Annotated in this window: 23 protein-coding genes; 14 read left to right on the top strand and 9 right to left on the bottom strand. The window is 56.1% G+C overall.

Annotated features, from left to right (window positions below; genetic code table 11):
* Window positions 1-56: 56 nt before the first annotated feature.
* The gene (locus tag VNX88_23715; GenBank protein HWY71695.1) at window positions 57-431 is read right to left on the bottom strand and encodes a carboxypeptidase-like regulatory domain-containing protein; all 375 of its coding nucleotides are present in this window, start codon (window positions 429-431) and stop codon (window positions 57-59) included.
* 296 nt (window positions 432-727) lie between these two features.
* Here VNX88_23715 and VNX88_23710 point away from each other — a divergent pair, with 296 nt between their 5' ends.
* From VNX88_23710 to VNX88_23675, 8 genes are all read left to right on the top strand, one after another.
* Window positions 728-1,030, top strand: a complete 303-nt coding sequence (locus VNX88_23710; protein ID HWY71694.1) for an ArsR family transcriptional regulator — start codon at window positions 728-730, stop codon at window positions 1,028-1,030.
* Between the two features lie 20 nt (window positions 1,031-1,050).
* Window positions 1,051-1,428 (top strand): cupin domain-containing protein, encoded by a 378-nt coding sequence (locus VNX88_23705; protein HWY71693.1) that lies wholly within the window; start codon window positions 1,051-1,053, stop codon window positions 1,426-1,428.
* Between the two features lie 340 nt (window positions 1,429-1,768).
* A complete protein-coding gene (locus VNX88_23700) occupies window positions 1,769-2,758 on the top strand; it encodes a hypothetical protein (protein ID HWY71692.1) in 990 nt (329 codons plus the stop codon).
* A complete protein-coding gene (locus VNX88_23695) occupies window positions 2,759-3,814 on the top strand; it encodes an LLM class flavin-dependent oxidoreductase (GenBank protein HWY71691.1) in 1,056 nt (351 codons plus the stop codon).
* Window positions 3,815-4,155: 341 nt separating this feature from the next.
* On the top strand, window positions 4,156-4,884 hold the full coding sequence (locus tag VNX88_23690; GenBank protein HWY71690.1) for a sigma-70 family RNA polymerase sigma factor: 729 nt from the start codon (window positions 4,156-4,158) through the stop codon (window positions 4,882-4,884).
* 116 nt (window positions 4,885-5,000) lie between these two features.
* The gene (locus VNX88_23685) at window positions 5,001-5,939 is read left to right on the top strand and encodes a HEAT repeat domain-containing protein (protein HWY71689.1); all 939 of its coding nucleotides are present in this window, start codon (window positions 5,001-5,003) and stop codon (window positions 5,937-5,939) included.
* Window positions 5,940-6,040: 101 nt separating this feature from the next.
* Entirely contained in the window at window positions 6,041-7,246 is a 1,206-nt protein-coding gene (locus VNX88_23680) for a hypothetical protein (protein ID HWY71688.1), read from the top strand.
* Between the two features lie 26 nt (window positions 7,247-7,272).
* Complete coding sequence (locus tag VNX88_23675; protein ID HWY71687.1) at window positions 7,273-8,475, top strand: PDZ domain-containing protein; 1,203 nt, start codon at window positions 7,273-7,275, stop codon at window positions 8,473-8,475.
* Window positions 8,476-9,085: 610 nt separating this feature from the next.
* On the opposite strand, the gene VNX88_23670 is transcribed toward VNX88_23675, so the two are convergent.
* Window positions 9,086-9,313 (bottom strand): hypothetical protein, encoded by a 228-nt coding sequence (locus tag VNX88_23670; protein ID HWY71686.1) that lies wholly within the window; start codon window positions 9,311-9,313, stop codon window positions 9,086-9,088.
* Window positions 9,314-9,380: 67 nt separating this feature from the next.
* Window positions 9,381-10,727 carry a sugar porter family MFS transporter gene (locus VNX88_23665; protein ID HWY71685.1) on the bottom strand — a complete coding sequence of 449 codons (1,347 nt, stop codon included), beginning with the start codon at window positions 10,725-10,727 and terminating at the stop codon, window positions 9,381-9,383.
* 304 nt (window positions 10,728-11,031) lie between these two features.
* Here VNX88_23665 and VNX88_23660 point away from each other — a divergent pair, with 304 nt between their 5' ends.
* From VNX88_23660 to VNX88_23650, 3 genes are all read left to right on the top strand, one after another.
* A complete protein-coding gene (locus VNX88_23660) occupies window positions 11,032-12,231 on the top strand; it encodes a PLP-dependent aspartate aminotransferase family protein (protein HWY71684.1) in 1,200 nt (399 codons plus the stop codon).
* Entirely contained in the window at window positions 12,228-13,400 is a 1,173-nt protein-coding gene (locus VNX88_23655) for a cystathionine beta-lyase (GenBank protein HWY71683.1), read from the top strand. The genes VNX88_23660 and VNX88_23655 overlap by 4 nt, the downstream gene beginning before the upstream one ends.
* Before the next feature lie 127 nt (window positions 13,401-13,527).
* Window positions 13,528-14,136 carry an Ig-like domain-containing protein gene (locus VNX88_23650; protein ID HWY71682.1) on the top strand — a complete coding sequence of 203 codons (609 nt, stop codon included), beginning with the start codon at window positions 13,528-13,530 and terminating at the stop codon, window positions 14,134-14,136.
* A gap of 50 nt (window positions 14,137-14,186) precedes the next feature.
* Here the strand turns inward: VNX88_23650 and leuD are convergent, their stop codons facing one another.
* Genes leuD through VNX88_23630 form a run of 4 tightly spaced genes read right to left on the bottom strand, consistent with a single transcriptional unit; the run spans window position 14,187 to window position 18,579 of the window.
* A complete protein-coding gene (leuD, locus tag VNX88_23645; GenBank protein HWY71681.1) occupies window positions 14,187-14,786 on the bottom strand; it encodes a 3-isopropylmalate dehydratase small subunit in 600 nt (199 codons plus the stop codon).
* Window positions 14,783-16,201, bottom strand: a complete 1,419-nt coding sequence (leuC, locus tag VNX88_23640) for a 3-isopropylmalate dehydratase large subunit (GenBank protein HWY71680.1) — start codon at window positions 16,199-16,201, stop codon at window positions 14,783-14,785. Before leuC ends, leuD begins: the two co-directional genes overlap by 4 nt.
* A gap of 55 nt (window positions 16,202-16,256) precedes the next feature.
* The gene (gene leuB / locus VNX88_23635) at window positions 16,257-17,360 is read right to left on the bottom strand and encodes a 3-isopropylmalate dehydrogenase (protein ID HWY71679.1); all 1,104 of its coding nucleotides are present in this window, start codon (window positions 17,358-17,360) and stop codon (window positions 16,257-16,259) included.
* Between the two features lie 16 nt (window positions 17,361-17,376).
* Entirely contained in the window at window positions 17,377-18,579 is a 1,203-nt protein-coding gene (locus VNX88_23630; protein ID HWY71678.1) for a 2-isopropylmalate synthase, read from the bottom strand.
* A 146-nt stretch (window positions 18,580-18,725) separates the two neighbouring features.
* On the opposite strand from VNX88_23630, the gene VNX88_23625 reads away from it, so the two are divergent.
* From VNX88_23625 to VNX88_23615, 3 genes are all read left to right on the top strand, one after another.
* Window positions 18,726-19,637, top strand: coding sequence for a LysR family transcriptional regulator (locus tag VNX88_23625; GenBank protein HWY71677.1), 912 nt, complete (start codon window positions 18,726-18,728; stop codon window positions 19,635-19,637).
* Window positions 19,638-19,735: 98 nt separating this feature from the next.
* Window positions 19,736-19,864: a hypothetical protein gene (locus VNX88_23620; protein ID HWY71676.1), complete on the top strand. Its 129-nt coding sequence runs from the start codon at window positions 19,736-19,738 to the stop codon at window positions 19,862-19,864.
* A gap of 120 nt (window positions 19,865-19,984) precedes the next feature.
* Window positions 19,985-20,167, top strand: a complete 183-nt coding sequence (locus tag VNX88_23615) for a hypothetical protein (protein HWY71675.1) — start codon at window positions 19,985-19,987, stop codon at window positions 20,165-20,167.
* A gap of 187 nt (window positions 20,168-20,354) precedes the next feature.
* Here the strand turns inward: VNX88_23615 and VNX88_23610 are convergent, their stop codons facing one another.
* Window positions 20,355-20,870, bottom strand: coding sequence for an N-acetyltransferase (locus tag VNX88_23610; GenBank protein ID HWY71674.1), 516 nt, complete (start codon window positions 20,868-20,870; stop codon window positions 20,355-20,357).
* On the bottom strand, window positions 20,857-21,177 hold a 321-nt coding region (locus VNX88_23605; protein ID HWY71673.1), incomplete at its 5' end, for a hypothetical protein. The genes VNX88_23605 and VNX88_23610, both read right to left, overlap by 14 nt.

Below are 21,177 nucleotides of genomic sequence, written 5' to 3'. Positions count from 1 at the left end.
TGCGGAGCGCCGGGCGAAGACGCCCGGCGCTCTATTGCATATACCTAGATGGATAGCTACTTTGCGTCGATGCGGATGTTGAGAGTGATGTTATTGCGGTTGTCGAACGAGCTGATCGTCTTTGTTGGGCTCTTCTGGCCTTGGTAGTCGGCGTAGATCTCGTAGTCTATGTTGGGTGAAAGGCCGTGGAAGCGAAAGCCTCCATCCTTTTCGGTGATGAAGCTCTTAATCGTCAGCGTTTTCGTGTTCTTCAGATACACGACAGCATCCGGGAGCGGGGTCTCACTCTTGGTAGTTACCTGCCCGGTTACGTTGCGTCCCTGATCCTGATTCTTATCCGCAACCATCGCCGCATCCAGGACAGCTAACTGCGCCACGCCGGCAGTTACCAGCGTCGCGAGCACAACCATCACTAGAATGATGCGCTTCATAAGGATCACCTCACCTCTATTCTATTCAGACCACGCAAATACTAGAAAGTTGCGAAAGTTGACCCTTTAGATCCATGCGTTTACAGGGATCATATCGGGCAAAACGCAGTTTCTGAGAAAGAGGTCTTCCCCTGGTTCCAAAAAACCGAGTTGTTGCTCCCCAATCCCCAAACCGGGGGCGATGCTCGCCAGGTCCAGGAATTCTGGACCGTCCAATCCCTGTCATTTCTTCCAGCTCTCTTGCACGCAGCGTCGCGAACGCGCATCATCAATTAGCCACTTGGTTAATCGTCTAAATGACACTTTCGCGAGCAATGCAGGCACTGAGCAATGATCGCAGGGTGCAGATTCTGGAATGGCTGAAGCAGCCTGGAAACCACTTTCCCCCGCAAGTGGACGGAGATCTTGTGACGGATGGCGTCTGTGGTCTGCTGATCGCCCGCAAGTTGCGCGTAAGCCAGCCGGCCGTGACTGAGCATCTGAAGATCCTGTCTCAAGCCGGATTTCTCAAGAGCAAACGAATTAAGAAATGGATTTTTTATAAGCGCGATGAACAAGCCATTCGGCAGATCAAGTGGGCGATTTCTAGACGGATTTGACAGAAAGGAGATTGAGAAGCATGGCTGCTCAAACACAGTTTCCCTACGATACTCGACTCAACGTTCTTTATAAGCCGCTGGAACTAATCGACGAAAAGGCGCTTTCCGATGCGGCTCCGCACAAGTGGTACAACCAGACGCTTTGCCAGGTGAACGGCTCTGTTGTGCGAGTCGGAGTCATTGAAGGCGAGTATCACTGGCACAAGCATGACAGCGACGACGAATTCTTCTATGTCGTCGAGGGCAAGCTGCTCATCGATCTTGAGGATCGAGTCGTCGAACTTACTCCGCGGCAGGGGTTCGTTGTGCCGAAAGGCGTCGTCCATCGGACAAGGGCGCCGCAACGTACAGTCATCCTGATGTTCGAGAACGCCGGAATTATTCCGACTGGAGATTAGCGAGGCATTGATTGCGTCAATGCTTCCTTGACAATCCGCCATTCTGGCGTAGCATTTTAGCAGTGTGTGGCGAATAAAAGGTGAATACGGAACACAAGTCAGAGTCGGGTCTTTGCGGCAGAGAGCCGCGCATTCGTCGGTGAACGGGGGTAACCCTGAGGAAATTTCGGGGTAGCGCCGTGGAAAAGTCGGGGTTACCCCGTGGAAATTTCGGGGTGACGCCGTGGAATATTCGGGGTAGCGGAACTGGAAAAGATGTTCGTTTTCGTCCCGGATGAATGGCAAGCTGTAGAATCTACGGCTCCAAGAGCACACTCGAACATTTAGTCTTAAGAATGTTATGGCCACGCTGAAACAGCCGATTGCGATTTACCACGAACATCCCCACTGGTTTGACCGGTTATTCGCCGAACTGGACCGGCGAGGAACTCCTTACGAGCGTGTGGATGCCACACAACACCATTTCGATATTGAGCCGAATGGGAACCGGAAATACTCGCTGGTCTTCAACCGCATGAGTCCATCGGCTTATACGCGTGGTCATGGGCACGGAATTTACTACACGGTCAGTTATCTCGAGCACCTCGAGCGCCTCGGCACACGAGTGATCAACGGTGCCCGCGGCTTTCGCAACGAGATTTCCAAAGCCTCCCAGCTATCGCTTTTGCATTCGCTTGGATTGCCGTATCCGCGCGCACGAGTGATCAATCATCCCGCGGAGGCACCCGCATCCGCTGAGGGCTTTCGCTTTCCTGTGATCGTCAAGCCGAATGTTGGCGGCAGCGGCAAGGGGATCGTGCGCTTCGACACTCTGGAGGCACTCGAGCAGGCTTCCCGAAATGGGCAGTTTTCGCTGGGGCTCGATAACGCAGCGCTCGTGCAGGAGTTTATTCCGGCGCGAGGCGGGCACATCACGCGTGTGGAAGTGGTAGGTGGCAAATATCTATACGGCATCAACGTGTACATCACCGGTGAGACCTTCGATCTCTGCCCTGCCGATATTTGCAAAACCACAACTGGAGTAGAACTGAACCTCGCGACCTGCGCAGTTGAGGCTCCCAAAGCGGGACTGCGCGTCGAAGGCTACACGCCACCAGCGCAGGTGATTCAAGATGTCGAGTGCATTATGCAGACTGCAGGCGTCGACGTTGGCGGCATAGAGTATGTCACCGACGATCGCGATGGCCAGCTCTACTACTACGACATTAACGCGCTGTCGAACTTCGTCTCGGATGGACCGCGAGTGATCGGCTTCGATCCCTTTGTGAAACTCGTCGATTATCTCGAAGCTGAAGCGCAGAAATCCGCAAAGAAGGAGGCGGTAGCGTAAATGCGATACGGATATTGGCTTCCTGTTTTCGGCGGATGGCTGCGCAATGTGGAAGACGAGGGCATGCAGCCTACGTGGGAGTATGTCAGTAAGCTAGCGCGGCGCAGTGAGCAGATCGGCTACGGACTCACACTGATCGCGGAGCTCAACCTCAACGATATCAAAGGAGTGGACGCCCCGGCGCTCGACGCCTGGTCCACGGCGGCGGCACTCGCCGCAGTCACGCACGAACTGGAGCTGATGATTGCGGTTCGCCCAACGTTTCATTTGCCTGCGCTTCTCGCGAAGCAGGCGGCGAACATCGACCACATCAGCAACGGCCGTGTTTCGCTGAACGTGGTCTCGTCCTGGTGGGCGGAAGAAGCGCGCAAGTTCGGCGTTCACTTCGAGCAGCACGACGACCGTTACGCGCGCACCTCGGAATGGCTCGATATCGTTGACACTGCCTGGAAGCAGGATCACTTTTCCTATAATGGAAAATATTATTCAGTCGCCGACACCGTCGTGCAACCGAAGCCGGTAGCCAAACCGCGCCCGATGATCTATGCGGGCGGCGAATCAGAGGCAGCCAAAAACTTGATTGCTTCGAAGTGCGATGCCTACGTAATGCACGGCGATCCGCCGCAGCGAATTCGCGAGAAAGTCAACGATCTCGCCGCGCGCCGAGAGAAATTCGGACTCGGTCCAATGAAGTACGGTGTAGCCGGATATGCGATCGTTCGCGACAGCGAAGCTGAAGCGCAGCGCGAACTTGCGCGCATTACCGACGTAAAGCAGAGCGCGGCAGGATATGGCAACTATCAGCAGTGGCTGGCTAATACGCAGCTCGAACAACGCGTGTCGCTAGAGGATTACTCCGTCTCCAATCGTGGACTCCGTTCTGGACTTGTCGGCACACCCGAGCAAGTGCGCGAACGCGTCGCCGAATTCGAAGATGCAGGAGTCGATCTGTTGCTGCTCCAATTCAGTCCGCAGTTGGAGGAGATGGAGCGCTTTGCGGCACAAGTGATTGGGAACGCCGTGGCCGAGAATGTAGAAGCAAAAGCTGCGAGCTAGTTTCAGAAGTTCGCTGATAATTCGCTGTTATTCCCTGTTCCCGAAAGGGAATTCGCAGATTTTGGGCAGAATTCGACGATTTCGGGGTCGAATTCGAAAAATTCCCTGTTATTTTCACTGTTCTTTGCTTTGGCTAGTGGATTCTTCCGCTGAGACCGCCGATGGCGGCTGTCCCACATTTTGGGCACACTCCCAAGAGGTTGAAAAAACAGGCCTTAAGGTGCCTCGTCCAGCTTGATTGGCCGTATAATCGCGGCTTACCTTTCCTTCTCTCGCCCGTCTATCGGAATGCAAGCACGGGATTTAGCCCAATCGCGCAGGCCGATAAATCAGGAGAAGAAATGCCAAGTCTAGCCGCAGTGGCGGGTGGCCAAATCGCCCTCGGCTGTGATACACGCATGGCGACCGCAGGTCAGGCGCGGGGAGTGAAGGCTAGAGAGGACAGCTCTGTCTCGCCCTCGGCGAGCGGTCCCATGGTGAGCCACACCCTCAACCGCATCAACGACGCCGACCTGATTCGGGAAGCGCAGCGCGGCTCCCGCACTGCGTTCGAGGAGCTCGTGCGTCAGTACGACCAGGCAGTTTTGCGGCTGGCTATGCATCTGACTGGCTCTGAGGCTGAGGCGCAGGACATTTACCAGGAAGCGTTTCTCAAGGCCTACCGTCATCTCGGCAATTTCCGCTTCGAGTGCTCTTTTTATACCTGGATGTACCGGATCGTGACCAATCTGTGTCTCGATCACCTGCGTAAGAAAAAGACGCGGCGCGAAGACTCGCCAGTGATGGTTGATGCCAGCGGGGAAGAGCACAGTGTGTTGGACCAGGTGGCCGACGATCGCGCAGGAGCGAATCCCGAACGCGACCTGATGCGCCGCGAACTAGGCGGCAAGATTGGCAAAGCCTTACAGCAACTCACGCCGCGTGAGCGCATGGTGTTTGAGCTGAAGCATTACCAGGGACTGAAGCTGAGAACGATCGGCGAGATGCTGAACACAACGGAAGAGACAGCCAAGAACACGCTGTTCCGTGCCACGCAAAAGCTGCGAGGCACGCTGGCGCCGATGCGATGAAGGTTTTGATGTAAGAACTTCGAACTGCGGAAAAGCTCTGGCGAGTTCGAAGAGATGTTCAGGTTGTTAGGCCGAAAGCTGAGTGCCGACAGCCGGTTTTAGAAAGTGTGGCAATTATGAACTGTGAATGGACGCGGGCGAACGCTGCCCTGTATGTCTACGACGAATTGAAGGACGACGAGCGTTACGAGCTCGAACGGCATGTGGAGCGCTGTGGAACCTGCCAGTCCGAACTCGAAGCCATGCGCGGCTTCCGCCTGGCAATGTCGGCGAGTCCAGTGCCTGATCCTTCGCCGAACTTGCTGGCCAGTTCGCGAATGCGACTGTCTGAGTCGCTGGAGTCCGAGCAACCGCATCGCGGGTGGCATCGCTTCACTTTCGATTTCGCCGGCTGGTTGCAGTCGATGAAGTTCGCCCCGGCGCTTACGGCCGCCCTGCTGATGGTTGGATTTGCCGTCGGCGTGTTAACTACGTGGCAGGTCAGGACGCCACCGCACCAGCCTCTGATTGCTGATGTCGGTCAGCCCCCGGTTGAATCTGCTTCTACCATCGCAAGCATTCGTGGCATCACCCAAGACCCCGGCAGCGATCAAGTAAAGATTCAATACGACAAAGTCCTTCCCGATCAGGCGCAAGGATCAATCAACGATCCAAAAATCCAACAGCTTCTTCTTTTCGCCGCGCGCAACAACGTCAACCAAGGCCTTCGCTTAGACTCGGTGGATTTGTTGGCTAAGAGCCCTGATGACAGTCGTGTACGCGAAGCTTTGATGTTTGCTTTGCACTATGATCGCAACCCCGGAGTCCGATTGAAGGCACTCGATGGGCTGCGCTCCTACGTAAAAGACGATCAGAAAGTGCGTGATGCAGTAGTGGCGGCGTTGCTGCAGGATCCGAATCCCGGCGTGCGGACGCAAGCGATCTTGTTGCTGGAATCGGTGAAGAACGACAGCAGCGTCCGCCAGGCATTTGCCGCGCTGGCGCATGGCGACAAAGACAAGTACATCCAGGAAGAATCAAAGCGTATGCTTTCAAACCTCCCGGATTTCGAGTAGGCAGTAGAGGCATTCCGCCGCGGCGGACGTCTTTTCATGCTGTGTAGTAGTACGTGTAATAGCTCTGGACAACGCGCATAGAAAAATAGAGGAATAACGATTTGGGGATTCGCAATAAATTCGCGCTTCCGATTCTGATGCTGGCGCTCGCCGCGCTTGGCGTAGCCCAGACGGACGGCGCATCGAAGGTCTACCGTGACGGCAACTCCTGGGTGGAGGAGATTACTGGGACAATGCCGGCTGCACGCTATATCAAAGTTCACATCAACATCGGCAATGTGATCGTTACCGGTTCACAGCAATCAAACATTACTTATACGATTCGCAAGCGCCTTACTGGCTATTCGGAAGAGAGCGCCCGCCGTAATTTTGAGAACCTGCGCGTGATCGCCAATCGCCAGGGTGAGGCCGCGTATTTTGGCGGCGAAGGCCCAGGAAACTGGCGACGCGGCATGGTTGAGTTCAATATCAATGCTCCGCGATCGGTCGAGTTGATCAAGGCCAAGACCGATGGCGGCAGCCTGCAGTTTTCCCACCTGGACGGTCGGGTAGATGCCGAATCCGGCGGTGGCACCGTAAATCTCGACGACATCAACGGAAGTGTAACCACCAGCACTGGCGGTGGTGCGATCCATGTCGGCAGCGTTAATGCCGATTTAGGAATTCGCACGGGGGGCGGCCAGGTAAGTATCACTTCAGTGGGGGGACAACTCAAAACCTCGACTGGCGGTGGGAATGTCTATCTGGAGAATGCGAAGCGCGACGCAATCGTCGAGACCGGTGGTGGCAACATCTCAGTACGTAGCGTTGGTGGTGATCTGCGCGGGTCCACGGGCGGCGGCAATATCGACGTCGGGAACGTAGCGGGAACCATGGACGTAGAAACCGGCGGCGGCAGCATTCGCCTCACGGGCGGCGGCAACGGTGCAATCAAGGCGCAGACGGGGAGCGGCAGCATCCATTGCATCCACATAGGCAGCAGTGTCCGCGCGGAGACGGGCGCCGGTGGAATCACCGCTGAGTTCATGACGATGAATGGCAAGTTCAGCGACTCCACACTCGAGACTGGCGTTGGTGACATCATTGTGTATCTTCCGTCTGACTTGAAAGTCAGCGTGCACGCCATCATCGACGCCGCTACCAGCAGAGATGCCATCCACAGCGAACTACCAGGACTCCGGATTTCCTCCGAGGGCGATTACGGTCCACGCGAGGTGTCCGCAGAAGGCAATCTGAATGGAGGCGGTCCGCTGCTAAAGCTGCATACCTCTACGGGAAAAATTCAACTCATCGCGCTAAAGAAATAGTGGGCAGAACTGCCAGGGGAACTTCGATGAAACGTATTTATCCAATTGCAATTGTGTTTTTGGCGATGGTTGCGCTACCGCTGATTGCGCAGAAGGCGACTACGACAATTCGTCACGTATCGCCGCCTGTCGCGGTCGAATTTGAAGGTCCCGCCGGCCGCTCCTACCTCGGTGTGGGTGTTGCCGATGTCAGCGCCGAGCGCGTCCAGGCACTCAAGCTCAAGGATGATCGCGGAGTGGAAGTCGTTCAAGTCGATCAAGACGCTCCCGCAGGCAAAGCCGGCCTTAAGGAGCACGACGTCATCGTGGGATTCAACGGCACGCCTGTGGAGAGCCAGGAGCAGTTCAAGCGCCTGATGCGTGAAACGCCGCCCGGGCGCACTGTGGCTCTGGACATCGTGCGAAACGGTCAACCTCAAACCATCAAAGCCCAATTAGCTGACCGCAAAAAGCTGGAATCGTCCGTTTGGCCTCGCGAACCTCAAGACTTCGCTTTCGTCATGCCGCCCACTCCGCCGATGCCTCCTATGCCCGATTTCCCGCGAGCGTGGGCCGAACAGAGCATCACCCGCGTCCGCTCCACTTCTGGCGTAACCCTGGAGAGTCTGACGCCACAACTGGGCGACTACTTTGGCGTGAAAAATGGCGAGGGCATGCTGGTTCGCTCCGTGCAAAAAGGAAGTGTCGCTGAAACCGCAGGCCTTCGCGCCGGCGATGTCGTTATCAAAGTTGGAGATCAGAAGATCTCCGACAATTCTGACTGGCGTGAGGCGCTGCGCAACGGCAAGAACGGAAAAGTATCGGTAGTGATCGTTCGCGACAAGAAGGAACAGACTCTCTCTATGTCGGTGCCAGTGCGCAAAGGCTCAGACAGTTCGGCGCTGATCGAGGAGGGTTTCCCCGAGACAGAATTGGCGATCGCAGCGGCAACCGAAGGTGTCGACAGTGTTGAGCCCTTCTTGCAAAGCATCGAGCCACTTGTCGACGATGGGGAACTCGTGGGGAGCGGCGTTGTAATCGATGGCACCGAGATCAATCGGGCTCTGCGAAAGGCGATGGAACAACTTCACCGAGAGCTGATCGATAATCGCGGCAACATCAATCGGAATATCTCAGGTTCTTTGAAGTTGGCATCAGCTGAATTGAAAGCCCATAGAGCGGAATTGCGCAGAGCCATGCGGGAGGCCGGTCGCGCAATTGCCTTGCAGTGCGATTCAGAATTGCAGTGAAAAGCAGCGATTAGCAACAACCAATTGGCGGTAAGCAAAGCCTTGTCCCGAGACGGGGCTTTTTTCATTTGTGGATTGGACAGGAAATGATTCGTCCAATATGTTGAACGTGCATTCAAGATGGCTCTAGATACTGAAGAAGCCCATCATTTCTTTCGGAGAAATCGCAGGTGAGTACGGCGGTCATATTGTTGTTTTCGTTCTGGACTGTTGCCGGTCTAGGCCAAGCTTTGCCGCCAGGACCAACTACTTCGTCCCCGTCATCCCGATCGCATCGCGGGGTAGCGCCGGGAGGCGAACGCTCGATGAAGGGGTGCCTGGCAAAGGACGAGAGTGGTACATACATTCTTCAGACGCAACGCAATGCCAAAGTGAAACTCTACAGCTCGGAGGACCTGTCCTCGCGTGTCGGCCGGCAGATTAAGGTGACCGGTGCATTCGTAGACACCCAATCCGCAAGTAGTGGAGCAGCATCTGCCACAAACCACCCCGATTCGAGTACCTCCGAGAAGCCTCATTCTGCTCGAGCGTTTCTTGTGTTCAAGGTAGATGTGCTGTCGCAGACCTGCAGTGCCCGCAAGAAATAGTCAATCGGAATAGATTGAGCTAATTACAGGCTGAGCCAGATGTGGGCGATAGAAAAAAGCGAGATGAATAGACCCAGACAGAAGTAGATGTTGTGGGCAGTCGCCTGGCTGGGAGGTTCCGGGAAGTGCACGCCGTGACGCCGGAAAAAACTGTCCAGCGCCTGCTCGCGATCCAGAATGAAATTGGCGATGGGGCGATGAAAGAGAGCCACGAGCAGCCCGAGTACCAGATTGGCGAAATCGGCAATCATCCTTCGAGGATAGCAATCTGCGAGCGCCTTCCAATCAGGCGAAGAACCTAGTACTTGGCGGAGATTTTTACGAATGCGCTGCGAACTTTGATCCTTCAAGGCGCTTCTGCATATCCTCCAGCGTGATCCCTTTGGTCTCAGGGTAGATAAAGAGCACGACGAAGAATTGCACGATCATCATTAAGGAAAAAAACATAAAAGGATAAGCGCCGGAACGTGCCGCCAGCAGCGGGAACACGCCAGAGATCAGGGCATTCATCGCCCAGTGAGTGAAGCTGCCGAGACTCTGTCCCTTGGCCCGGACGACATTTGGAAAGACTTCGCTGATGTATACCCAAATCACCGCGCCCTGTGAGACGGCGAAGAAGGCGATGTAACCGATGAGCAGCCATACCAGCAACTCTTCGTTACGATGGGTGGCGAAGACTACGGAGACGCCCGCGAGACAAAGCATGGTTCCCACCGAGCCGATCAGCAGCAGAGTCTTGCGCCCGATCCTGTCGATCACAGACATTGCCAGCATCGTGAAGATGAGGTTCGTTCCTCCAATGGCCACTGCTTGTAGGTTGCCTGATACTTTGCCGAACCCAGCGCGCGCGAAGATGTCGTTCAGGTAATAGAGGATGGCGTTAATTCCTGAGAGTTGATTGAACGAGCCGATCGAAATCGCCAGAAAGACTGGCAGGGCATAGCGTTTCTGAAAGAGAGCCTCCTTGCCCAGGGCTTTCGCTTGAGTGATCGAGTCTACAATCTCGCGCAACCGCTGCTCGTAGTTCTCTTCGCCGATTCGTCGCAGGACGGCGCGTGCCTCATCGATTCTGCCAACTTCCGCGAGCCAGCGCGGACTCCGCGGAATGCCGAAGAGCATCAGGAAAAACAAGAACGCTGGGATTGCCGCTACTCCCAATTCCGAACGCCATTCCGAAGCGCCGAAGCCAGCCAGGCTCAGGAGATAGTTTGAGAGATAAGCCAGCAGAATTCCGAAGACGACGTTGAATTGAAAGAATCCGACTAGGCGTCCGCGCCATGCCGCCGGTGATATCTCGGCGATGTACATGGGCCCGAGCACCGACGATCCGCCAATCCCCAATCCCCCGATGAATCGGAAGAACACCAACGCCGGCCAATTCCAGGCAAAGGCACAGCCGAGCGCTGAAACAAAATAAAGAACGGCCATCACGCGTAAACTGTCGCGGCGCCCATACCGATCGCCAGGACTCGCCGCGAGTGCCGCGCCGATCAGAGTGCCCACCAAAGCGCTTGCAACAGTTATTCCCAAAGACTTGGGTGAGAGATGATATTGATCGGTAAGCCCACGCGTCGTGCCGGAGATCACGGCGGTGTCGAACCCGAACAGCAGGCCGCCCAACGCTGCGACGATGGTGCTTTTGAGGAGAGGTGGGTTGAGTTTCATGGAAAGCTCAACAGCCGCTAAATCCTATTCTGGCAATGCTGGACGGACAAGAAGAATGTCGCGGTTGACAGACTCGGGCCGATGTGTAGAATCACTGAATCCGGTGCAAGAACCGGATTGACCCAATGACTCCTCTCAATCGGACCCGAATGTATATGGCCATGTGCACCCCGGGCGGTGTACTGTCCACATCGGGAGCTTGAGAGTCGAGTAGCAAATCTTCCTGATCGTGAGCGGCCGCCTGGGGTTCCCGGCGGTCTTCGTATTTTCAGCCTAAAAAATCCAGTTCACGCGGGAGGATTTCATGTCTTCAGATACGCGCGGCATTTGTACTCGCACCATCCACGGCAATCTTTTGCCCGATTCAGCCACAGGCGCGATTCTTACCCCCATTTATCAAACGACAACCTATGTGCAGGAGGCCGTCGGTGTTCACAAAGGCTTTACCTATTCACGGGCGGCAAACCCCACGGTTTCTGCGCTCGAGGATGTTCTGGGATCCCTCGAAGGCGCGCCCACATTGTGCTTTTCCACGGGGATGGCTGCGATCACCACCCTTTTTCTGTCGATCCTGAAACAGGGCGACCACGCCATCATCTCTGATGTTGTCTACGGCGGAACAGTCCGCCTGTTTCGTCAAGTGCTCGAGGGCGTGGGCGTACGCGCGAGCTTTGTCGATACTTCGGACATTGCAGCCGTTGAAGCTGCGATTGAGCCTCGAACCAAGCTGATCTTTATTGAAACCCCTGCTAATCCCACCCTGAAACTCACGGACATTGCCGCGATTTCCCGCGCGGCGCGCCAGGCCGGCGTACTGCTTGCCGTGGACAACACATTTCTCACCGCAGCGCTTCAGCCAGTCTTTGAACTTGGCGCTGACATCAGCGTGCTGTCGACTACCAAGTACATCGAAGGCCACAACGCCACTGTGGGTGGATCGCTCGCAACGAAAGACGAGGCGCTGCTCGAGCGCTTTCGACTCGTGCGGAAGACGATCGGTTGCATTCAGTCTCCGTTGGAGTCCTGGCTGACGTTACGTGGACTCAAGACGCTCATAATGCGTCTTGAGCGTCATTCCGAAAATGCACTGGCCGTCGCAACATGGCTGGAAAATCATCCCAGCGTCACCAGAGTCTTCTATCCGGGACTGGCTTCATTCCCGCAATACGACTTGGCCTGCCGTCAGCATGGGGCACACGGTGGAATGCTGTCTTTTGAAGTGACTGGTGGAACTCCTGCGGCGCTGGAGCTAATGAAGTCAGTCAAGCTTTGCGCGCTTGCGGAGAACCTTGGCGCAGCCGAGACATTGATCACGCATCCGGCCAGCATGACACATGCGGATATTCCGCCTGCGACTCGCGAAGCCCTAGGCATTCCCGATGGACTGATTCGGCTTTCCGTGGGACTCGAAGATCCCGCTGACATCATTGCCGATCTTGAGCACGCACTGAGCAAGGCAGAGGCTTGTAGCAGCACCGCGTACATAGCGAGCGTAGCGTCATGAAGATCAATACGAAACTTGTCCAATCGAACGGTTGTCCGGGTGATCCGCATCGGGCGGTTTCGACCCCTATTTACCAGACCGCGACTTTCGAGCAGGAAGGAGCGCTCGATTTCAGCGCTTACGACTATTCTCGCAGCGGCAACCCGACGCGGACTGTTCTCGAACAGCAGCTTGCAGAGCTGGAACACGGAACGCGAGCGTTTGCGTTTGCGAGTGGACTGGCGGCTCTTACGGCGGTGACGCGGCTACTCAAGCCGGGCGATGAGATCCTGGTTATCGACGATGTCTATGGTGGGACGTGTCGCCTCTTCTCCAAGATTCTGAAGCGATCGGAAGTCTATGTGCGCTATGTTCACGGATCAGCCGTCGAAGATTTCGCGCGCGCATTCAGCGATCGCACGCGGCTCGTCCACATCGAAACACCCACCAATCCCCTGTTGAAAGTTGTAGACATTGCCGCTTTGGCGGAACTCGCTCACGACAGAGATGCCCTCCTATGTGTTGACAACACGATGCTTTCTCCCTATCTGCAGAACCCGCTTACTCTTGGGGCGGACGTCGTCATCCATTCCGCGACAAAATTCCTGTGCGGACACAGCGATGTCGTCGCGGGAGCGGTGGTCGTGCGAGATGCGCAGCTAGCAGAAGAGTTTTATCTAATCCAAAACGGGGAAGGAGCGGTACTAGGTCCCTTCGACTCGTATCTACTCTTGCGAGGGATCAAAACGCTGGGGCTCCGCGTCGATCGTCAACAGGACAACGCGGAACAAGTCGCAAGTTTTCTCTCGAACCATCCCGCGGTGAAGCGCACATATTACCCCTCGTTGCTGGACAAAGAAAATTTCGCTATTCACGCGAGTCAGGCACGAGGAAATGGGGCAGTAGTAAGCTTCGAAACCGGCTCTCTCAACCTTTCTCGCCAAATCGTGGAATCTCTCAAGCTGTTCCCCATTACGGTGAGCTTCGGAGGACTACAATCATCTGTTAGTCTGCCGGGACGGATGTCACACGCGAGCGTGCCTGCCCAGGTTGCAGCCGAACGGCAATTGCCGCAGGACTTGATTCGCCTATCTGTTGGAATCGAGGATGCTGAAGACTTAATTGCCGATCTTGCTGAAGCCCTGGAGGTTGCCGAGAGCGTGTCGGAGTTGCGCGCGTCGGTTGGTTAGGGTCCGATGGGCGAAGCTCCATAACTTTTCGCGCATCTAGTGCCCGAAGCTTCGTTCATCTGCTCAGGAGGCCGTACATCGCATGTTGAAGTGTCTGTCAAGCATTAGGCATTCCAGGTTTGCATCAGTGAATTCATATCGCTGGACACTGGTGTCATTGCTTAGCGCAATAGCATTTACTGTGAGCTGCGGAAAGTTCTTTCCAGACGCCAATTCGTTGGTCGCCATATCGGTCACGCCCTCAAATGCTTCCTTACAATTGACTAAGACCCAGCAGTTCACTGCGATAGGCAGTTTCGGCGATGGCACTAGCAAGGATGTCTCTTCTTCGGTGACCTGGAGTTCCTCTTCATCGAGTGTTGCGTCCATCAACAGCGCCGGCCTTGCCACAGCGCTTCAAACTGGAACTACCACCATTACGGCCAGCCAGAGTGGGCAAAGCGGCAGCACCACTCTTACTGTAACCACGGGAGGCGGCGGCGGTCTTACGATCTCTTGCCTTGCTGGATGCACGTCGAGTTCTGGCACTACCTTTATTGCGTCCTCTGGGTCTACTCTGACATTTCAAGCGAAAGACAGCTCCGGGCAGACTGTAAACGCTACTTGGACCTCTTCAAACGCAAATATTCCGATAAACGCTAACACTGGCATAGTTCTCAATGCTGCGAGCGGAACGACGACAATTACGGCGACCGCAAATGGAGTAACGGGTTCTGGGACCCTCACGGTGCAGTAGTTAGATAGGTCTGTGCCTGGCGGCTAGAAACGCTGGGTAAATAGTCGCGTCTACCATCCGCGGGCGGCGAGTTTCACTTCGTAGGCAGCGATCTCGGACTCATGCTTCAGCGTGAGTCCGATTTCATCAAGCCCTTCGAGCAGGCAGGTGCGACGGAAGTCGTCAATCTCGAAGCCTGCTCCGAAGCCTTGGTCGTCGCGAACTGTCTCCTCCACTAGCGAGACATGCACTTCGTAGCCAGGAGCCTGCTGTGCGCGATTGAGCAACGTAGAGATTTGTTGCTCGGGGAGTGTTACCAACAGCAATCCATTGTTGCCGGCGTTGGTAGTGAAAATGTCGGCGAAACTGGGCGCGATAATCACGCGAAAACCGTAATTCGATAGAGCCCACGCCGCATGTTCGCGTGAGGAACCACATCCGAAATTCTTTCCCGCGATCAGGATTGAAGCTCCAGCGAACTGAGGATGATTCAATACGAAATCGGCTCGCGGCTTGCCATCGCCTGTGTAGCGCCAGTCGTAGAAGAGGAAATCTCCGTATCCTGTGCGCTCAATGCGCTTGAGGAACTGCTTGGGGATGATCTGATCCGTGTCGACGCTGCTGCGATCCAGCGGCGCCACGATGCCGGTGTGTTCGCGAAAAGGCCTCATGCAGATTGTGCCTCTTTGTACCGCCATTTGCGGACGTCGGTGAAGTGCCCGGTAATGGCTGCTGCTGCCGCCATCGGCGGGCTTACCAGGTGAGTGCGTCCACCGCGGCCCTGGCGACCTTCAAAGTTGCGGTTTGAGGTCGAGGCGCAACGCTCTCCTGGCTGGAGTATGTCGGGATTCATCCCAAGGCACATCGAGCACCCGGATTCGCGCCAGTCGAATCCTGCGGCGCGGAAGACACGATCGAGTCCTTCGGACTCCGCAGCGCGCTTCACCTGCTGCGATCCCGGCACCACCATCGCCTGTACTCGCGGATGCACGTGATATCCGCGGACCAGTTCCGCCGTAGCACGCAGATCCTCGATGCGGGCATTCGTGCACGAGCCGATAAAGACGCGGTCTATGGCGATGTCTTCCATCGCTGTGCCAGGCTTCAGGTTCATGTACTCCAAGGCTCGTGCTGTTGCAGCGCGTTCCGTCTCGGATGCCGCTGAGTTCGGATCGGGAACTCGTCCCGTGATGGGAGCTACCATTCCCGGATTGGTGCCCCATGTAACGTAAGGCTCGAGAGCGGCAGCGTCGACTCTGACCGTTGCATCAAACCGCGCCCCCTCATCCGATTGAAGCGTTTGCCAGTGCGCGAGCGCTTTCTCGAAGCTGGGCGGGGCAAAACGGCGTGCACGAACATACCGGAAGGTGGTTTCGTCGGGCGCGATCATTCCTGCGCGCGCTCCAGCTTCAATGCTCATGTTACAGAGCGTCATCCGACCTTCCATGGTGAGAGCGCGAATCGCTGCTCCACGATATTCGATTACGTGTCCCGTAGCTCCGTCGGAGCCAATGCGGCCAATAATTCCTAATGCAATGTCTTTCGCAGTCGAACCCAGCGGCAGCTCACCGTCGACGACGATCTGCATCGTCTTAGGCTTCTTTTGCCACAGGCATTGAGAAGCGAGAACGTGTTCAACTTCAGAGGTCCCGATTCCGAATGCGAGAGCGCCGAAAGCTCCGTGAGTGCTGGTGTGGCTGTCCCCGCAGACGATCGTTTTGCCCGGCTGCGTGAGTCCAAGCTCCGGACCAATCACGTGCACGATGCCTTGCTCTGATGAACCGATATCGAACAACTGCACGCCGAAGTCACGGCAGTTTCGGCGCAGGGTCTCAATTTGCTGCGCCGCGATCGGATCGGAAATGATGTGCCGATTCGGAGTGGTGGGAACGTTGTGGTCAACTGTCGCGATGGTTAACTGGGGCCGGCGCACACGGAGACCGTTTAGACGAAGTCCTTCGAACGCCTGCGGTGACGTCACCTCGTGCACGAGATGAAGATCAATATAGAGCAGCGCGCGACCATCCGGATCCTGATGGACGATGTGCTGCTCCCAAAGTTTTTCGAAGAGTGTCTTGGCCAACATCTTGTATCAGTCTGCCTGTTGGATACGCAGCATGCTGCGTCTCCACTTGTCTTGCTTATACCGCGTGATAGGCCTGCCTGCGGATCACCGCTCCAGTGAGCGCTTCTTCGACAAGGCTCCCCATCTCGGTGGTCGAAACCTGCTGTTCGCTGGGCGAACGATGAATGTCTGCCGTGCGATACCCCTGCGCTAGCACGGAGCGAATCGCAGTTTCCATCTCGTCGGCTTCGCGATGCAAGGCTGCCGTGTAGCGCAGCATCATCGCCGCCGACGCGATCGCGCCGAGCGGGTTTGCAAGGTTGCGACCAGCAATATCCGGCGCCGATCCGTGTACTGGTTCATAGAGATTGACCGCACCGCCTATACTGGCTGACGGCAGCATGCCCAGGGAGCCGGTGATCGCAGCGGCCTCGTCAGACAGAATGTCGCCAAACAGATTCTCCGTTAGGACAACATCGAAGCGCTGCGGTGTCGTTACGAGGTGCATCGCGAAAGCATCGACGTAGAAATGGTCGAGCGCGACATCTGGGTAGGATTGCGCAACGCGTTTGACCACGCTGCGCCAGAGCTGAGAGGTCTCGAGCACGTTGGCCTTATCGACCGATGTGACCTTCGATTTGCGCTGTCGAGCCTGCTCGAAAGCCACACGCGCGACCCGTTCGATCTCGGACTCGCTATAGCGCATGGTGTTGAAAGCTGAGTGTGTGGCAGCATCGAAGCCCCGAGGTTCGCCAAAGTAAAGTCCACCAAGTAGCTCGCGGACGAACAGAATGTCGGCTCCGGCAACGATCGCCGCGCGCAACGGAGAACACTCAGTCAAAGAGCTGTATGCCATCGCGGGTCGCAGGTTCGCGAATCCACCAAGGGCGATGCGGAGCTGCAGCAATCCAGCTTCGGGACGGCGGTTCTGGGGGAGGGAATCGAATTTTGCCGAGCCTACTGCGCCGAGCAGAACGGCGTCGCTGTCGAGGCAGGCGTCGAGAGTCGTTTTGGGAAGCGGGAAACCGGTCGCATCCAGCGCTGCACCGCCAATCGGGTACTCTTGAGACTGGAACTCGAATCCGCTGATGTCTGCCAGTGTGCGGATAACCTTCGTGGCTACCTTCATCACCTCTGGCCCGATGCCATCGCCGGGCAGAACCGCAACCTTAAGCCTCATCTCTCGCCTCGAATCACTAACTCACACTAGGTGCGCCAACATTTGTCACGGGTGCGCTCGCGCGAGCCGAACGCCGCTCGATCGGCAACAGTGACAGCAGATCCTGGTCGTAGATGTTCTTTTTGCGGTCGGCCAGTTCGATGAACCGCGCATAAATTTCTTTCACCTCGGCAGGGCTAAGCCGATATCCGAGTTCGCCATATCGGGCCTGCAGTGCGTGACGTCCGGAGTGCTTTCCCAAAACGAGTTTCGTTCCCGGAGCGCCGACCGATTCCGGCGTCATAATCTCGTAGCAGAGAGGATTCGACAGCATGCCGTGCTGATGGATGCCTGCGGCGTGCGCGAAGGCATTCGCTCCAACGACAGGTTTGTTCGGCTGCGGCCCGAAGCTGATCATTCCGGCTAACTGCTGGCTGGCGGCATAGAGCAACTTGCTCTCAATGCCGGTTTGATACTGCATGCGATCGGCGCGAACGCGCATCGCCATGACAATTTCTTCGAGAGGCGCATTCCCCGCCCGCTCGCCGATGCCGTTGATCGTGCACTCCACCTGCCGTGCTCCGGCTTCGATGCCTGCCAGAGTGTTGGCCACTGCGAGGCCAAGATCGTCATGGCAATGCACGGAGACGACGGCTTTATCGACATTGCTGACTTTTTTGCAGAGGTTGGCGATCAGGGCGCCGTACTCGGCTGGAAGTGTATAGCCGACGGTGTCGGGGATATTTAGCGTTGTCGCGCCCGATTCGATCGCGGTTTCGAGCACTTCGCAAAGGAAATCGAAGTCTGAGCGCGTGGCATCTTCGGGGGAAAACTCTATGTCGTCGCAGCGCGACTTCGCCAGCGACACCACTTCTTGCGTTTGCTGAAGCGCCTCCGCGCGAGTGATCTTCAGTTTGAACTCCAGGTGAATATCGGAGGTCGCGAGGAACGTGTGGATGCGTGGACGCTCGGCATCGCGGACCGCCGCCCATGCACTTTCCACATCTTCCCGCTTGCAGCGAGCTAACGCCGCAACAGTTGGCCTCCGGATTTCACGGGCGATCTGCTCTACCGCCGCGAAATCTCCCTGCGAGGCGATGGGAAAGCCGGCCTCAATCACGTCGACTCCGAGAGCGTCGAGAGTCTGCGCCATCCGCAGCTTCTCGTGAATGTTCATGCTGCAACCCGGAGACTGCTCGCCATCGCGTAAGGTTGTGTCGAAGATCGTGATTCGTTCCATGGCTCTCCTCAATGAGCTAAGTGGCCAACAGCCATTCTCAAGGCCGGAATGCCTATAATCCAAGCTTATAATTGTTATGGAATCATAATCCATCGTGTTAGTATGGGCTTTTGCTTATAGCCGTATAAGCAGGCTTGATTACCGGAATGGACCTCTTTCAGCTTCAGACTTTCATGGCCGTTGTGCAGGAAGGGAGCTTCTCGCGCGCCGCGCAGAAGCTGCATCGCAGCCAGCCCGCCATCAGCCAGACGATACGTAAGCTGGAGGAAGAGCTGGGTGAGCCGCTCCTGGATCGTGCTTCACGCGACGGCACGCTGACCGATGCGGGCCAAGTAGTCTACGAATACGCGCAAAAAATGGTGAACCTGCGCACCGAGGCCCAGGGAGCCCTCACGGAGCTGCGCCAACTCTATCGTGGGAAGCTGAGCATAGCCGCCAACGAGTTCACCTGTCTCTATTTATTGCCGGTCCTTGATGAATTTCGCAGGCTCTATCCGACGATCAAGATCACGGTTTTGCGCTCGCTGGCCAGCCGAATCCCAGACGATCTGCTCAATCACAATGCGGAACTTGGCGTGATTTCCTTTCGTCCAAATTCACCGGAGTTGCAATCAATCTGCGTCTATAGCGACAAGCTCACGTTCGTCGTTCACCGCAAGCATCCGCTTAGCGGGCAATCGCATGTGAAGATTCAGCAACTCGGCGCCGAAGTTTTCATCGCGCACAATGTGCAATCGCCTTATCGCCTCAAGGTCATCGATGCTTTTCGCAGGTCCAAAACTCCACTCAACATGAACGTCGAGTTGCCGACGATTGAATCGATCAAAAAGTTCGTTGCTATGGGGAATGGCGTCGCTCTATTACCGCGCATTTCGGTCCAGGAAGAACTTGGACCTAAGCTGGTAAGCGTATCGGTGCCCGAACTGCAATTCGAACGCAAATTGCGCATCGTCTATCGCAAGCGATCGAAGCTCTCGCACGCCGCGAAGGCATTTCTGAAAGTCGCGCAATCATTTGCGCACGAGCGCGAGGATTACACCTACGCTGTGGAGCGATGAAGGACAACGTCGTTCCGGCCGCCCTCGGCCGGAAGAATGCAAGCAACAGGCGATACAATTGGACACTGAGATAATGCACGATAGATATAAGGAGCCCAATGTCTTTAGTCAATGGTGATAAGTCACGCGACAATCGCAGGCACAAGAAAGTGGTGAAGATGCGCGAGAAGCGTGAAGCCCTGAAAGCCAAGCTAAGTGGAGCGAAGTCGCAGAAGGCGCAAAAGTAAGAATCCCCTAAAGCAGGTCGCGGAATTCTTCGACTGTTAGTCCCGCCTGCCGAATGAGGGCCCGCAGAGTACCTTTGGCGAGTGATTCGGGATAGACAGCCTTCTGTGTGGCGGCTGGCGATGACGAACAACGATGTGACTACCTTGCTGTTCGTCCAGTTCGTAGCCTATTTTTCGAAGAGCCTTGACCGCATCGGCACCGGAGACTACCTACAGCTTCATCCCAGCAATCTCCACTACCTCTTCTTCTATGCCGGGTGGAACTGGTTCCCCATGTTTGCGCAGGCTCTTCAGATAGGCTGAGATCGCTTCGCGGATATTGGCTTGCGCCTCTCCTCTGGTGCGACCTTGTGAGATGCAGCCGGGCAAAGCCGGGCAAGTGGCAACGAACATGCCATCTTCATCCTGTTCGAAAACGACACCGTACTTCATAGAGCAGATGCTAGCACACGCTCCTGCCGCGCTCAGTAAGACCTTTTTTCGGTACTGTCTAAGCCCGCAACGCTGACAAGGGAACCTGGATGTCCTCCAGCTTCACCGGCGTAACCTTGGGCAGCGAACCACGATACATCGCGACCTCGTCGCAAGCGTGAAGCCGGGGGCACTTCAGACAGTCTTTGTAGATCTTGTCCGGCAGTACCTCGCGACTGGCGAATTCAAATCCGAACTTTGCGAAGAAGTCCGGAATCCGCGTAAACAGGCAGACACACGTGATCTCGTGGTGCGCGGCTTCTTCGAGCAGCGCATCGATCAGGAAGCGGCCAGCCCCTTTGCCCTTGTGCTTCGGGTAGACGGCGATGGAGCGGATCTCGGTCAAGTGCCGTCCGTAGAAGTGCAGCGCGCCGCAGGCTATGATCTCGCCTTCGTCTTCGACGACGATGAAGTCGCGGACGTTCTCTGACAATTCTGCGAGTGTCCGCGGCAGCAGCGTGCCGTCGGGCGAGTATTCACCGATCAGTTTGTGGATCCGCTCAACATCCGGCAGGATCGCTCTACGCGTGAGCATGGAGTGCCTCCTGTAGCGCGCGTACGCGCTGTTCGAGATTTTCAAGAGCCGCTCGCACCTGTGCGGGAGCGGTACCGCCTGGAACATCGTGACAACCAAGAACAGCATCCAGCGTGATCGCGGAATAAAAGTCGCGATCAAACGCCGGACTGAACTGCTTCAAATCCTCCAAACTTAAATCAGCCAGTTCGCAGCCTCGATCGAGGCAAGCACTTACGGCCTTACCGATACACTCGTGGGCCGTGCGGAAAGGAACTCCCTTCGCAGCAAGATAGGTAGCAGCGGCCATGGCGTTCATAAACCCACA

The organism is Terriglobales bacterium, assembly GCA_035567895.1.
Taxonomy (GTDB): domain Bacteria; phylum Acidobacteriota; class Terriglobia; order Terriglobales; family Acidobacteriaceae; genus Gp1-AA112.
Note: the sequence above shows the minus strand (reverse complement) of the source record. Positions and strands in the feature narration are given on the sequence as shown.